Origin of the sequence: Mycobacterium marinum (assembly GCF_003391395.1) — a bacterium.
Lineage (GTDB): Bacteria > Actinomycetota > Actinomycetes > Mycobacteriales > Mycobacteriaceae > Mycobacterium > Mycobacterium marinum.
The window spans coordinates 5,054,108-5,068,367 of record NZ_CP024190.1 but is presented as its reverse complement, the minus strand read 5'-3'; the positions used below and the strand labels follow the sequence as shown (position 1 = coordinate 5,068,367).

Sequence of the window (14,260 nt, the reverse complement as noted above, 5' to 3'; positions counted from 1 at the left end):
CAGCCCCCGAGTGTCTTGATGGCCCGGACTGCTGCAGCTTATCCACAATCAAGACGTCCGCACTGCCATTAACGGAAAATTCATATGACCAAAGTTTTTCAATCTAATTAATTCGCCACATGATGATTTTTTCGTTGAATGTTGTCAATTCATTCATTGTATTCATAGCTGCTCAACTTAGGGTTCAGGATGATCGTCACGTCCCGGATGTGCGCCGGTGCCCGGTGGTTGCCGCTGGTCCGTTCGGCCAGCGCTGGCACCCAAAAGGCGGCCGATTGACAGTGCCCGCGAACCATGTGGACTGCCGAATCATTATGCTTAGAAACTACTTTCGGGCGGTCGGCCAGTGTCCAGCGGGTGTGGTGCTCCCGCGAGGGCAGCAGATCTCGGCCGCTAACCGCCGAAGGCGGGACGGGGCATCCTGAATGCGCGGCGCCCGTTGCGCAGCACCACGCTGCCCATTCGACTTTGCGAGCCTGCCGTTGGCGCGGCACCCAAGATATTTGCCCCCGGATTATCGGCCGTCATTGTCGCAGCTTGGGGGTTGATTTCCGGCCGGGCCAGTGGCGTATTTGTCGGGTCAGCGATCGGACTAGCCGTTGCCCAGCTCTGCGGAACCGACAATTTGCCGACCGGCACCGCTTCGCCGAATTTTGCCAACACGGTGCCGCCAAGATTGGCCGCGCCCACCGGTCGGAGTCCAGCTGTGCCCGGCCGTACCCCGGTGGGGCCGGTCTGCAGGTCCGTTCGGTACAGCCCGGTGCCGGCGCTCATCGCCGAGGTAGTGGTACGGCTGAAGGCGGCGGCGAGGTTCGCAGGGCCGGTCAGAGTGTTGACGTTGTCGAGTGCCGTGAGCGGTGCAGATGCCAATGGGGACACGACCGATGAAACAGACGTCGGACTCGCTGCTGTCGCGCTGGTTGTGTTGGTCGCATTCGCGGAGTACCCGGACGCCAGGGCCTGCAATTGTTGCGGCACAGCGGAGATCAGCGCTGCCCGTCCTTGCCCCGGGACGAGATCTGAGGCCTGGGCTACCGCGGTCGCCTGGCCGGACTGTCCGCTGTCGGACGTGATCCGCGGCGGCCGGCCAAATGGTGTCAATATGGTTGCGGCCGAACAGGATGCGGCGTACCCGTACATGGCGGCGGCGTCTTGGGCCCACATTTCGGCGTAGGCGGCCTCTGTCGCAGCGATGGCCGGCGTGTTCTGCCCGAAAAAATTGGTTGCGATCAGTGTCGCCAACTGAATTCGGTTGGCGGCGACTATCGGCGGGGGAACGGTAGCGGTGAAGGCCATTTCGAACGCCGCCGCGGCCCCGCGAGCCTGACTGGCGGTTTGCTCGGCCTGTGCGGCCATCGTCGTTGCCCACGCCACGTGCGGCATCACCGCGGCCGCTACCATCAATGCTGTTGCACCGGACCAAGTCTGGCCCAGTAGTTCGGCCAGTACCGAAGAAGTGCCGGACGCGTAGAGCTCCAGTTGAGCGGCGACTGCGTCCCAGGCGGATGCGGCCGCCAGCAACGGTCCGGATCCCGGACCGGAATACATCCTGGCCGAGTTGATCTCGGGCGGTAGCGCCCCGAAATCCGACATCGGCGTTCCTTTCTCAACGGTCGGCCGGCCGAATCCGCGGGCCGCGGTCGCGGCGATCGCTTAGAGCTCAGGGGCCGGGGGCTAGCCGCCTAGGGAAGGACGAGGCATCTTGAATTGGCGCGCCCCGACCCGCAGCATGTTGTTTACCGTCGGGCGCAGCACCGATGCTGTCGCGCCGGCGCCCGCGGGCGGCACGCCATTCCACATGTTCGTCGCCGGGATCTCCTGCCACGATGGGCCGCTGTCGAGTTCGGCGTCCGAGAGCCAGTGCGGGTCGGCAATGGCCGAGGCCGCCGGGTTTGTCGCCGCCCAACTCTGCGGAACCGACAATTTGCCCAACGTTGTTGAGGTGCCCGCGCTCGCCAGCACCGGACCACCGGAGCCGCTCCAGCCTGCCCGTGCCGCCTCGGTACTGACTGCCGAGGTAGCCGCCTTGGCGGCATCGTGACTCGCCTGGATAGCCGACCGGTAGATGCCGCTGTAGCCGCTCAGTGCCGAGGTGCTGGTTCGGCTGAAGTTCGAGGCCAAACTAGCGGGGCCGGTGAGGGTGTTGAAGGCGCTGAAGGCGCTGAGCACGGGGGTGGACGCTGAGGATGCGGCTGAACTTGAAGATCCGGCTTGGGCGAGGCTCTGCAATTGTTGGGGCACGCCCGACATCAGCTGGGACAGCACCGCCTGCACGTTTCCGGGGGCTGAAGCGCCGGCGGCCTGGTCCACCGCTTCGGCCTGGGCGGTTTGGCCGGCGGGCACGGTCGAAGTCGGCGGCTGGGTGAATTGCGTCAGCATGGTCGCTGCCGAGGACGATGAAGCGTAGCCGTACATGGCGGCGGCATCTTGAGCCCACATTTCCTGGTAGGCCGCTTCGGTTTCGGCGATCCTGGCGCTGTTCTGACCGAAGAGGTTGGTGAGAATCAGCACGGCCAATTCGGCGCGGTTGGCCGTGACAAGTGTTGGTGGCACCGTCGCCGCGAAAGCGGATTCGTAAGCGGCGGCCGCCGTACGAGCCCTAGCGGCGGTTTCCTCGGCCTGGACACCTGCGGCGGTCACCCACGACACGTAGGGGGTGACCGCGTTGGTCATCGCAACAGCGGCACCGCCAGACCAGCTTTCGCCGTGCAATCGGGTGATCACCGACGCGTATCCGCGGGAAACGGAATCCAGGCCATTGGCCAGCACATCCCATGCCGCGGCGGCCGCCATCAAGGGTGTCGAACCCGGCCCCGAATACATCCTGGCTGAGTTGATTTCTGGCGGCAGGGCCCCGTAATCCAGCATTAGTTTGCCCCCTTTACTGGCCGGCTCTTGGAGACCGGGACCGAATGCCCCTGCGATCCGGGTGCTCGATCGCCGCGTCAGTGGTTTTCGTGTTCTGAATGCAGCGAGTTTCACCACGCATCAGACGAATACGCGATCAGCGCGCTTTACCGGCCGACTCGATGGCGTGACATCTCGACAATGCGGGCGGCGTGGACCCAGCTGTCTCGATGCATGTCGACGAAAACTCAACGGTCATTTGGCATCCTCCGCGTCACGTCCGGCCGCGCAATTGCGCAGCCGGAAACCGAACTGTTCCGCAGGGACCGTTGGCCGTCGATGACCGCAGTTATGGCGAGCCCCACCGCCATTGCGCGTCGATTTTTACTCAACGCGATTTCACCGTCTGTTAATCAGTCAAACCGAACTCGTGGCGCCCGACAACTCGAAGATTGCTATGCACAGGAGATTTCCAGCAGATTGCACCAGTTCGCCCAGTCAGGCCGCCGGCGCTTCGGGCCCCGGAGTCTGGCACGGCGGCGTTGGAGTCCGGGCGTGAGCGGTCGGGCACGAAGCTCCGTATCTGGTGTGTGCGGTTTAGCTGGTACTACTTGCCATCGCCGGACTGGGTGCGGCGCTGTTCATGGACAATCTGACCCACGTCATCGAGGTAGCCCACGTCCGCTCGGTACTCAAGGTGCCCGATTCGTGGGCATCGCGCTGCTCTATTTGTGCTGTTCGGGTTCGTTCTTGGGTTTCGCGTTCGCTTTCGGCCAGGTGCTTGGGCACAACTTCGCTGCCGCGGGAGAATCCCATGCGCAAGCCTCGCTGCATGCCGCAGAGATGGCGTTCATCGGGCCGCTGCTCGGGTCGTTTGTCGCGCATCTTCGGCGACAGACTGGGGGACCGGGTAGGAGGTGGTCATACCACCTTAGGCGGCGTCGGTCGCAGCAACGGCCGGCGTGTTCTACCTACCGTTAGCCACTGCTACGGCTCAATCGGCGATATCGGGCCGGTAGTTCGAGGTCGTCTCTGGATGCAAGCGGGCCGGGGTGTCCTCGGTACAACGGACCGGAGTTGGTTTCCCAAGCCTGACAACGCGTCTGTGCGAATAAGACCGGGATGGTCTACATCCGGCCGACTCAAAAATGGGCTGGACTCGGTAACGGGGACTCGCCCGGCCCTTTTGGGCCATGGTCACTCGTACGTGGGTGATACAGGCGTTATGAAAAATCTATGAGTGAATGGCGTTTGCCCAGGAAGGCTTGCGCCGGCTCCGGATGGCTTAGGTAACGTCCACGCCGGGCGGTGTCGTGAAGCCCTTGGGCCAACGCTGATCGGTGCAGGCGTGAGAGGTGCTTTCGCGGGTGATTGCTATCGCCGATGGTCCTGGCGTGGTGTCGAACTGCACATGAATAGCGGTGCAAAGCAGAGGAATTGATGGCGCTGGTCAAGGCTGGACGCGATGGGAATGATGTCGCCGGTGGCACCGGCGGATCGGTTAGGGCGCGACGACGACGACCATTTCAGCACCAGCCGGTGTAGATGCGGAGGCGGACGCGTATCGCTTGAGCAAGTGGTCGCGCCAGCGTTGCTGGACCGAATCACTGTTTCTGCGCTGGGCGTAGAGATGTGACGACGAGTAGTTCCTGGAGGGCTTTGATGACAGCGTCTGTTTGGATGGCTTCGCCGCCGGAAGTACATTCGGCGTTGTTGAGCGCGGGCCCGGGCCCCGGCCCACTGCATGAGGCCGCGACGGCATGGACGGCACTTTCTGCTGAACACGCCTCGGTAGCAGAGGAACTCACCACCTTGCTGGGTGGAGCGGCCGCCGCGTGGGAGGGGCCGAGCGCGCAGAGCTATGTCGACGCGCATGTGCCCTACTTGGCGTGGTTGACCACCACCAGCGCCGACTACGCGGCGACGGCGGCCGAGCACGAGGTGGCGGCCGGGGCCTACACCAGCGCGCTGGCAACGATGCCGACACTGGCGGAGCTAGCCGTCAACCACACCACCCACACGGCGCTAGTCGCGACCAATTTCTTTGGGCTCAACACCATCCCCATCACGCTCAACGAAGCCGACTACGCACGGATGTGGATCCAAGCGGCCACCACCATGAGCGCCTATCAAGTCGTCTCGGGCACGACACTGGCCTCGATGCCCCACACCACACCAGCCCCGCCCATACTCAACACCCAGATCGGCACAACCAGCGCTCTCGCGGCGACCGGCCAACCCGGCATACTTTCGCTGTTCTGGGAAGGCATTCTGCTGCTCCTGGGAGTTCCTGGCGAACTTCTGGCCCTCCTTCTGGCGGGACAATTTCTGCCGGCACTGGTGCTTGCCCTGCTGGCCGTGGGTGCAATCTTTCTGCTTCCGGTTGCGCTTGTCTTGGACATTCTCATAGCCTTTCCCATTTTGGCTCAAATACTGTTTTGGCTGGTAGCGCTGTCAATCACGCTTGCCGTGCTGCTCTCTCCCTTGTTCGCGGTGTTAACGCCCCCGATTTCGACGGTGGTTCTTGCGGCGGGGATCGCTGCGGCTGTGGCGTTGACCAGCACTGAGCGCGGCTTATCGGCTGCGTTCGATATTGATATCGCCCAAAACCTCCCATTGCTGCCAAGCTTGTACGCGCAGCCAGCAACTTTGCCCACCGGGCCCGCCAACGCGGGACTGGCAACAGCGAGTGCCACCCCCGTCGCTGCACATACCGCCACAGCCTCGTCGGCAAATCCGTCTTCTGCGATGGAGCCGACGGACAATCGACCGTCGGGCACCACGGCCGAAACCCTGCTGACATCGGCGCCAGCTGCCCCATCGCCAAGCCCGGTAGCTGCGGCGATATTCGGTGAACACCAGGTGCGGACACTGGGCTTCGCGGGAACCTCCGATGCGGAGTCTCTTCAATCCCCTGGCGGGATAGCGGTTCTCGAACCCAGCCATCACGGCGGAGACCCACAACTGCCGATGCTGCCCACCACCTGGCGCCCCAGCTAAACCAACGGCTGGTCCTGCCCTAATGGCGATGCCAACCCCTGGTTCGCCGACCTGGCCCCAGCCGAGGAGCGCCGCGCTCAAGCCGCCCGCCCGGCCAGTTATTTCGGGATTTGCCGGCCGGAGCCCCGATTGCGTTGTGGTCGTGTGACATACGGAGCTACTTGGCTCAGCGAAGTGGAGCTACCACCTACGTCTAGGCGATCTTGGACATCTTCTCGCGCTACGTCGTGGGCTTGTGTCGTGCTTCTGGCCCCGGAGTCTGGCACGCCGACGTTGGAATCCGGACTCGTGCAGGAGAACGGAACTTGGGCGGCGAGGTCAATAATATCTGGCCATGAATTGTCCCGGCGGCCTTTCGGAGAATCAGGGTGTGAGCGGGTGCATACGGTCGCTGGATGTACCGATCCAGTCTGCTGGAAATCTCCTGTGCATGCGCCGTATCGAGTTGTTGAGCGCCCCGAATTCGGTTTGACTAGTTGGACCAGCTAGCAATCTTTTTCGACCCAAGATGGCGGTGGGGCTCGCCATAACCGCGCGTCGATTATCGACGGCCAACGGTCCCTGCGGAACAGATCAATATTCGGCTTGCCAAACATGCGGGCCACATGTGACGCGGAGGATGGCAAGTGCTCGTACAGTTTTCGTCAACATGTACTGACGGGTTGTTTAGGCCGGCCTCGGGCGCGGCCGGAACATCGGCGGGACTCCCCGCGGCGACGGCCCGGTATGCTTGGACGCGCCCGAAGCGGCATCCGGCGGCCCAAGAACAGCCCTCGTGTCGGTACATCTCCACGCGCTGTGTGCGGGCAATCCGGGTGTGGTAGCGAAATGGCGACAACTCCAGCGGTTTTCGATGAAGAAGCCGACGCCCCGATACGCCCTGCGTTGGACTCCCGGGCAACTAGTAGTGATTCGATGATTCACCCGACGTCGTCTGTGAAAGGTAACTACCGCATGGCGCCTACCCATCGCATCGCAGATTGGGATCCTGAGGACGTATCGGCCTGGAATGCCGGCAATAGTGTCATCGCTAGGCGAAATCTCATCTGGGCCAACGTGACCGCACATGTGGGCTTCTCGATCTGGTATCTGTGGTCGGTCATGATGCTGTTCATGCCGCAGTCGGTCTACGGTTTCTCGACCGGGGACAAGCTGCTGCTGGGCGCCACAGCCACGTTGGTCGGAGCGCTGGTGCGTATTCCCTATGCGATGGCAACCACGAGATTCGGTGGCCGCAGCTGGGCTGTGTTCTCGTCAGCCGTGCTGCTCATCCCCACCATCGGGGCGGTCGTGCTACTGGCCAACCCGGGTCTGCCGTTGTGGCCGTATCTGGTGTGTGCGGCGCTTACCGGCCTGGGGGGTGGCAACTATGCCGCCTCGCTATCGCACGCTGAAGCGTTCTACCCTCAGCGTCTGAAGGGGTTCGCCTTGGGGCTTACCGGTGGCTTGTCCAACCTGGGGTCGGCGGCTATTCAGGCGGTGGGCCTTGTGGTCTTGGCCACCGCCGGGCACGAAGCTCCGTATCTGGTGTGTGCGGTCTACCTGGTACTGCTTGCCATCGCCGGACTGGGTGCGGCGCTGTTCATGGACAATCTGACCCACGTCATCGAGGTAGCCCACGTCCGCTCGGTACTCAAGGTGCCCGATTCATGGGGCATCGCGCTGCTCTATTTGTGCTGTTCGGGTTCGTTCTTGGGTTTCGCGTTCGCTTTCGGCCAGGTGCTTCAGCACAACTTCGCTGCCGCGGGAGAATCCCATGCGCAAGCCTCGCTGCATGCCGCAGAGATCGCGTTCATCGGGCCGCTGCTCGGGTCGTTGTCGCGCATCTTCGGCGGCAGACTGGGGGACCGGGTAGGAGGTGGTCGTGTCACCTTCGCGGCGTTGGCGGCGATGATCGTGGCCGGCGGATTCCTGGTCGCGGTCAGCACCCACGACGATCTCACCCGTGGCCCCAACGGCCAGGTGACGGGCACCACAATGATCGGCTACATCTGTGGCTTCATCGCGCTGTTCATCTTCTGCGGCGTCGGCAAGGGGTCGGTCTTCAAGTTGATCCCCTCGGTGTTTCGGGAGCGCAGTCGTTCGCTGAACCTCGACGGGGCTCAACGCCGCCACTGGGAGCGCGTGATGTCGGGTGCGCTGATCGGATTCGCCGGCTCCCTCGGGGCGCTGGGGGCAATGGCGATCAACCTGGTGTTGCGCCAGTCCTACGTGAGTACGGGCACGGAGACACCCGCGTTCTGGATCTTCTTGCTGTGCTACATCGCCGCCGCAGCACTGACCTGGGTTCGGTATGCGCGTCCGCGCGGGGTGTTGTTGCCAGCCGCTGCGCCACTGCCGGCCGCGGCTGAGGTTCCCGTCACGTAAAAGCCCGCATCCGAACCGGTTTGGATCAATGATGTGGTGGCCACTCGTTTGCAAGACCGCTTGATTCAGCGGGTCTGGTCCGCTGATCGTCGGTAACGGCCGCGGCCCCGCCCCCAGATGGAGGCGGGGCCGCGGCGTTACCCGGCGACGGGGCCGTGGGAGGCTATGCCTCCTCGAGGAAGCGCCCCGTGACGTCAGAACCCGTCGACCGCATGGTGATCGACAGGTTCAGCAACTTGTCCTTGGCCTGCTTTGGCAGCAACTCGATAGAGCGGGTGGTCGCAGAGTCGTACTTGGCCGACCCATACCGCTGCAGGATGAGATCTTTTTGCTCTTCCGTGGTGGAGATCGCCAGGAGTTTCATGCCGGCAAATGCTTCCTCGGCCAATTGCGCCATCCCCGCCTGCTCTAGGGCTGCTAGCCGCTCGTCGTTGATCCACACATTGATCTTGATGGCTCCAGCGGTTTTGTTCATGCGTCGAATTCCTCCAATTGTTCCAGCTCGAAGACCGGCATTCTGTCGTTCAGATAGCTTTCGCTGACAAAGGGCGAACCTTGTCCATGCTTGGCCGCACAGTCCATTACCACTTCGAACACTTCGTGGCGCATCACTCGCTGCGTCGGTTTGACTTCGTCGGTCAGGATGCTTCGAATGACGCTGCCGCTGAAACTCTGCGCCTTCGAATCATGGCCGCACAGGGCGGAGTTGGTGACTTCCATGCATTCCGGGCAGTACCAGTTTTCCCGGAGGAATACCGGTTTGATCGATAGCTCGTCCCGGTGTTGCTTGAGCAAATTCTGTGCATCATAGGGGTCGTAGAAGTCGCCGACACCGGCGTGGTCGCGGCCGAACATGTGATGTGTGCACCCGAGATTCGTCCTGAGAATCGCGTGGAAGATGGCCTCTCGGGGGCCGGCATAGCGCATGTCCCAGAGCGTGAAGGACACCATGTGCACGTTTTCGCGAAAGTATCCATTGGTCCGCAACGCATCTTGCGTCAGCAGGATCGCTTCGTCGATGTAGTCGCCAACCCTCTTTTGTCCGATGATGGCGTTGACCAGGATGCCGGTCTTTAGCGTGTCGACGGACTGGTCCTCGTTGGCGGCAAACCAGGCTTGCTTCATCAGGGCTTCGTGGCCCGTGTGTGGGACATTCCTGGTCTGATGCGCGACGACATTCTTCCAGCCCTTCTTTCGCAACGCGTCGCGATGCTGCCGTGGGGTCAGCCAGAAGTTGCTGAATGGCGCGTTGAAAACCGGTTCGTTGATTAGCGTGATTCCGCCCCCGATGAACCGATCCTTATACGCTTTCGTCTTCTTGACGCCGGGATGTCTCAGATCCGTGGTGCCGTAGGTCTTTTCGGCCATCTGATCGAGGTCGTATTCGTATATCTCGGTGATGTCGAAAATTGCCATGGGGGCGCCGAGGTACTCGAGAACCGCGCTTCCACCTTCTTTGAGGCCATAGCTGTCGATGTCTGCCGCGGAAAGGTCGAAGACTATCGGTATGCTCCATAGCGTTCCGTCGGGAAGCTGCATGTTGTCAAGGGTTTCGTCGACCTCTCGGCGACCCATGAATCCCGATAGTGGCGTGAAGAAACCGTACGAGATGCTGATCACCTCGTGGGCGGTCGCCTTCGATATCGGGATGCGCACCAATCCCTCAATCCGGCCGGCCACGTTTTCCCTTTCCACCCTGTCGACGAGTGGGTGTCCGTTATGGCCTAAATAATCCATCTTGCTGCCTCTTTCTGAAATCGAATTTATTACTATCGTCGTTTCACAGCACTTTGTTCGTCTTGCGGCGATGCTCGGGGGACTCCTAGCTGCTCATCGCGTATTCCGCTGGGGAGCGGGATCCGCAACCGGTTCCTGGGGCTGCTCAGCAACATCAGAGTCCTGTCCAGACGCCACCATCACGCCGGCCGAGACATCCGCACCGGCGGCCTGCGCCGCTTGTTTTGTATTGTCAGATGCCAGCAGCGGCCAACCCTTGCGCAGCACGTAGTCAAGCCAGGCGCCGGCGAACTGCGAGGTCAGCACCGCTGCGACCACCAACGTGGTGTAGAACTTCGGGCTGATGATGCCGGCGTCGAAGGCCACGCTTGCCAGGACGATGCCGGGGCCACCGCGGGCGTTGGTGGTGACCGCAAGGTTGATGAGGTCCAGACCTCGGAAGCCCGCGAATCGTCCGGCGAGCGACACCGACATCACCTTGATTGTGCAGGTGCCCAGAACGAAGATCGCGATCATGGGCAGCGAGACGCCGCGGATGAGGTCGAGCTTGAGGCCGACGATGGCAAAGTAGACGGGAATGAAGAAGGCAAAAGATACTTTGCCAATCGCCTCGAGAGCGTCCTCAAAGATCCTGCGCTTGCGATGCACAACCGCGAAACCCGCAAGGAACGCTGCGAATACGAGGTTGACGTCTAGTGCACCGGCGACGGCACAGTACGCCAGCAGCACCGCGATCGCATAGCCCGTAGGTGACTGCTGCGCGAAGGCGTTCCAGCGGGCCTTGTTGATGCGCTTCATCACGACGGGAAGAATCGTGAGACCGACGGCGAAGTAGGCCACCGTCACCGCCAGATGCAACGACATCTGCCACGCATTCAGCGTTGTCTTTGTCGCGATTGCGGTGGCGATGGCAAGCGCCAGCCACAAGACGATGTCTTCTAGCACGGCGACGCCAAGGACCAGTCGCGCGAATCGTGTGTCCAGAATGTTGAGGTCGGCGAAGATCTTTGATACCACCGGCACCGAGGTGACGGCGACACCAACCGCGAGAATGATGATCAGTGACAGTCGATTGCCATGTGGGCCAGCCAGACTCGGGCCCACCAGATGGGGACCGACAATCAGTCCGAGCAGGAACGGGGTGCCGGTACCGACGATGATGAGCCAGCCCACGGTGCGTCGTTCACCCCGGGTGAACAGCTGCTGCATCTCGGCGCCGGACAGAAACATCAGCAACAGCAGGCCAAGCCAGTAGACAAAGGTCAAGATGTTGCCGCTGTGTTTGACGGCGTCGACGATGTGCTCCATGAATGGCAGGCGTCCCAGCAGTGCCGGCCCCAGCACGACGCCGGCCAGAATCTCTCCCACTACCTTGGGTTGTCGCATCTTGACGAATAGGTAGCCCAACAGTTGCGCAAAACCGACGAGCAGCAACAGGATGAAAATAACGTCAGTCAATTGAGTATTCGACACGTTGGACTCCTCATCTCATCGAAATACTTTCGGTGGCGCAGCCCGGCCTGGCGATCCACCGTCTATAGAGCAGAAAAACGAACGTCAGGGCTGTGGCGCCGATGGCCACGCAGATGGGGTATTTGATTCCGGCGGAACTGATCACCAGGGGGAGTAGTCCGATCGCCAGCGCGGGCGGCATGTGGATCTGCAGCAGACGAAGGACTGCGATCCCGGTGGCCATGCTCAGCCCCGCCGCGATGCCGCTGGCCCCGAATGCGGTGACGGCGAGCCATCCCGCCGTAGCGGTAAGAAGGCAAGCCAGCGGAAGGGTGAAGGGCTTCTGTGCCCAGGGGCACGAATCGGGGTTGGCGAACATCTCGTATGCGATGACGACAAGTGGCGGCACAAGTAGCAGCCGCAGGCCCGACACCGTGGCATAGCAGGCCAGCGTCGCCAGGAACAGATATAGCGGCAGGATCCATCTATTCCCGACCGGCGGCGCCTCGAGGCGGTCGTCGATATCGCTGGTTGCGACCTCGACTTGGTCGGGATATTTGCGTTGATAATGCCGGTGCCAGGGCACCAGAAGTACGACGACCCCAACCAGGCCGATCATTACCGCGACCGGGTAGAGCCAGCTGGTGATGCCCAGCACCAGCGGTAGCATTCCGGCGGCTATGGCGGGCCCGATGTTTGATCTGAGGATGGCCAACAAGCCCAAACATGCGGTCACGATGAGTAGGACGCTCAAAACGTGATAGGCGAACTGTTTCGTAATCAGTGTGCCGATGGCCGCCCCCAGAGTGGGCGTAACTACCAGCCGCCCCGGCTGGCTCGCCCACTTCCCCCACGGTCGAGTCAAAACGTCATCCGAGATCGCGGCGAGCGCCGGGAACAGGAACCATCGTGAGCCGCTGAACTGCGCCGTCGTCGCCACCGCCACCACGTACATCACGGCCGTGGCTTCCATTGCCAGGTGGTCACGGGTGGTCAGCCTGCGCTCAGTCAGCGCCGTCGGGATTGCGATTGGAACCCGCGGGACCTCGCTTCGGTGCGAGGTCCCGCGGCCGCCCCCGTTGCGGTACCAGCCCGACCGGTTAGGGTGTCTCACCCGTTTCCAACCAGTGGGCACATTCGGAGCCGAGCTTTTCCAGCGCAATTCGGTCGAAGCGCTCGATCTGCTCGGGGGTCAATTCGGTCCGGTGATCGCGCTTGGGGCCTTTGTGGAAGAAGGCCTTGGCGCTCGACATGTGTTCGCCCCCAAACGGAGCCATCTTTTCTGCCCGACCACTCATGTAGTCGAACGAGCTGTGTTCAACGATCGCGTCCATCCGCAGCGACGCGGGATCGATAGATAGGAACGAGGCGATCCGCGCTATCTGGCCCGGCAGATCTTTCTTCAGATCCTGGTAGTGGACCAGTAGCACATTGGGCTCATCCCGCAGGTCCCACCATGACTTCATGATGTCGAGCAGGTCGCAGCAGTCATACCCGTCGTTGTCGAGCCACAAGTCGAAGAACGTGCGCATGTCCGAGGGAATCACCAGCGGCGCCGAGTTCTCCGACCACTGCGCGTGCACCCGGTTGATCGCCGACATCGTCTGTTCGGAGAAGTTGTAGAGGTAGTTGTGGAAGCTGATGCCCAGGTCTTTACCGTTTCTGCCGACGAACACGTACCGTGCCTCGGGCGCGATCGGAAGAGCATCGGCGGGCAGGTGCGATTTCATGACGCGGCGCATCCCGGTCTCGCGCTGCTGCTTGAGTACCCGCAGCATTTCGGCGTGGTCACCCCAACTGGAATCCAGCCAAGGGGAGCTGTCGGAGAGTCCGGTCTCCTTCTCCTCGCCGTTGTGCAGGATCTGCTGCAAGATCCGCTGAGTCCAGGTGGTGCCGGCCTTGAACGGATCGGCAACAACGATGTCTCCCTCGACGAACCCGCCCTGGGCGAGGAAGTCCTCCCACACCAATGAGTTGGACAGATAGTCTCTGAGGACTCTGGTCGGAGCGAGTAGTTGCTTCATCACAGCGAAATTGCCTTTCTGTATGTCGCTGACGAGAAAATCGATCTCGCGCGAACGAACGTTCAAGAACTCAAACCGGTCTAGGAAACCTGCTGAACCTCGACACTCCCTTCCCGAGCGGTTCCGCACCGCGCCAGCGCCGGAATGACACCCACCTTTTCCAGGTAAGAAATCACTTCATCCGCCAGCGTCTCGGCGTCTTTCATCCCACCCTCGAGCCTCAACTCCGGTGCCACCGGAGCCTCATAAGGATCGTCAATTCCGGTGAAGCCCTTGATCTCTCCGGCCCGCACTTTCTTGTAGAGCCCTTTGGGGTCGCGTTGTTCGCATATCTCGATGGGCGTGTCGATGAAGATTTCCAGGAAGTCGCCGTCGGCCAGGGTCGCGCGAACCCCATCTCGATCGCGACGATAGGGACTGATGAAGGCCGTCAGCGCCACCACGCCGGCCTCAGAGAATAATTTGGCCACCGCGCCGATGCGTCGGATGTTCTCTTCTCTGTCCTCCGCTGAGAATCCCAGTCCAAAGCGGGATGCGAATTCTCTGCCATGGCGCTGTTGAAGGGTGTCGGGACTGGCGTTGAGCCCGTATCGAACATTGTCTCCATCGAGCAGGTATGTGCGGACTTCTCGCTCGCAAAGCTTTTGGTCAACCAGATTTGCAATGGTGCTCTTGCCGCTGGCGCTGAGACCGGTAAACCAGATGACACAGCCTCGGTGTCCGTTCAGTCTCTCGCGTTCAACGCGTGTAACAGAGTGGCTGTGCCAGGTGATGTTCGAATTCATTTAACAGTCTCCCCCTGTCGATGAATCAGCTTTCGTGCGCATGCGCCC

The 14,260-nt window shown here is 61.7% G+C and carries 10 protein-coding genes and 1 pseudogene; 3 read left to right on the top strand and 8 right to left on the bottom strand.

Annotated features, from left to right (window positions below):
- Nucleotides 1-393 precede the first annotated feature (393 nt).
- Both CCUG20998_RS21210 and CCUG20998_RS21205 read right to left on the bottom strand, forming a co-directional pair.
- Complete coding sequence (locus CCUG20998_RS21210; RefSeq protein WP_020729891.1) at nt 394-1,593, bottom strand: PPE family protein; 1,200 nt, start codon at nt 1,591-1,593, stop codon at nt 394-396.
- A gap of 81 nt (nt 1,594-1,674) precedes the next feature.
- Complete coding sequence (locus CCUG20998_RS21205; protein ID WP_020729892.1) at nt 1,675-2,868, bottom strand: PPE family protein; 1,194 nt, start codon at nt 2,866-2,868, stop codon at nt 1,675-1,677.
- A 544-nt stretch (nt 2,869-3,412) separates the two neighbouring features.
- Here CCUG20998_RS21205 and CCUG20998_RS28710 point away from each other — a divergent pair.
- The 3 genes and pseudogenes from CCUG20998_RS28710 to CCUG20998_RS21190 all read left to right on the top strand — a co-directional run.
- Nucleotides 3,413-3,781, top strand: a pseudogene (locus tag CCUG20998_RS28710) (MFS transporter); the annotation flags it as partial.
- 728 nt (nt 3,782-4,509) lie between these two features.
- Nucleotides 4,510-5,847: a PPE domain-containing protein gene (locus tag CCUG20998_RS21195; RefSeq protein ID WP_020729896.1), complete on the top strand. Its 1,338-nt coding sequence runs from the start codon at nt 4,510-4,512 to the stop codon at nt 5,845-5,847.
- A 954-nt stretch (nt 5,848-6,801) separates the two neighbouring features.
- On the top strand, nt 6,802-8,214 hold the full coding sequence (locus tag CCUG20998_RS21190; RefSeq protein WP_036456502.1) for an MFS transporter: 1,413 nt from the start codon (nt 6,802-6,804) through the stop codon (nt 8,212-8,214).
- 163 nt (nt 8,215-8,377) lie between these two features.
- Here CCUG20998_RS21190 and CCUG20998_RS21185 read toward each other — a convergent pair whose 3' ends face one another.
- From CCUG20998_RS21185 to cysC, 6 genes are all read right to left on the bottom strand, one after another.
- On the bottom strand, nt 8,378-8,689 hold the full coding sequence (locus CCUG20998_RS21185; protein WP_012395834.1) for a DUF6955 family protein: 312 nt from the start codon (nt 8,687-8,689) through the stop codon (nt 8,378-8,380).
- Nucleotides 8,686-9,951: a sulfate adenylyltransferase gene (sat, locus tag CCUG20998_RS21180; protein WP_036456171.1), complete on the bottom strand. Its 1,266-nt coding sequence runs from the start codon at nt 9,949-9,951 to the stop codon at nt 8,686-8,688. Before sat ends, CCUG20998_RS21185 begins: the two co-directional genes overlap by 4 nt.
- A 93-nt stretch (nt 9,952-10,044) precedes the next feature.
- A complete protein-coding gene (locus CCUG20998_RS21175; RefSeq protein ID WP_231389739.1) occupies nt 10,045-11,409 on the bottom strand; it encodes a cation:proton antiporter in 1,365 nt (454 codons plus the stop codon).
- Nucleotides 11,410-11,434: 25 nt separating this feature from the next.
- Nucleotides 11,435-12,376: an HPP family protein gene (locus tag CCUG20998_RS21170; protein WP_231389740.1), complete on the bottom strand. Its 942-nt coding sequence runs from the start codon at nt 12,374-12,376 to the stop codon at nt 11,435-11,437.
- A 127-nt stretch (nt 12,377-12,503) separates the two neighbouring features.
- Entirely contained in the window at nt 12,504-13,427 is a 924-nt protein-coding gene (locus tag CCUG20998_RS21165; RefSeq protein WP_231389741.1) for a sulfotransferase domain-containing protein, read from the bottom strand.
- Nucleotides 13,428-13,507: 80 nt separating this feature from the next.
- Complete coding sequence (gene cysC / locus CCUG20998_RS21160; RefSeq protein ID WP_020729901.1) at nt 13,508-14,212, bottom strand: adenylyl-sulfate kinase; 705 nt, start codon at nt 14,210-14,212, stop codon at nt 13,508-13,510.
- Nucleotides 14,213-14,260: the final 48 nt, after the last annotated feature.

Bases quoted from the DNA above. Each gene is read 5' to 3' on its own strand.
- CCUG20998_RS21195 (WP_020729896.1), top strand. From the start codon at position 4,510: ATGACAGCGTCTGTTTGGATGGCTTCGCCGCCGGAAGTACATTCGGCG.
- sat (WP_036456171.1), bottom strand. From the start codon at position 9,951: ATGGATTATTTAGGCCATAACGGACACCCACTCGTCGACAGGGTGGAA.
- CCUG20998_RS21185 (WP_012395834.1), bottom strand. From the start codon at position 8,689: ATGAACAAAACCGCTGGAGCCATCAAGATCAATGTGTGGATCAACGAC.
- CCUG20998_RS21205 (WP_020729892.1), bottom strand. From the start codon at position 2,868: ATGCTGGATTACGGGGCCCTGCCGCCAGAAATCAACTCAGCCAGGATG.
- CCUG20998_RS21165 (WP_231389741.1), bottom strand. From the start codon at position 13,427: ATGAAGCAACTACTCGCTCCGACCAGAGTCCTCAGAGACTATCTGTCC.
- CCUG20998_RS21210 (WP_020729891.1), bottom strand. From the start codon at position 1,593: ATGTCGGATTTCGGGGCGCTACCGCCCGAGATCAACTCGGCCAGGATG.
- cysC (WP_020729901.1), bottom strand. From the start codon at position 14,212: ATGAATTCGAACATCACCTGGCACAGCCACTCTGTTACACGCGTTGAA.
- CCUG20998_RS21190 (WP_036456502.1), top strand. From the start codon at position 6,802: ATGGCGCCTACCCATCGCATCGCAGATTGGGATCCTGAGGACGTATCG.
- CCUG20998_RS21170 (WP_231389740.1), bottom strand. From the start codon at position 12,376: ATGGAAGCCACGGCCGTGATGTACGTGGTGGCGGTGGCGACGACGGCG.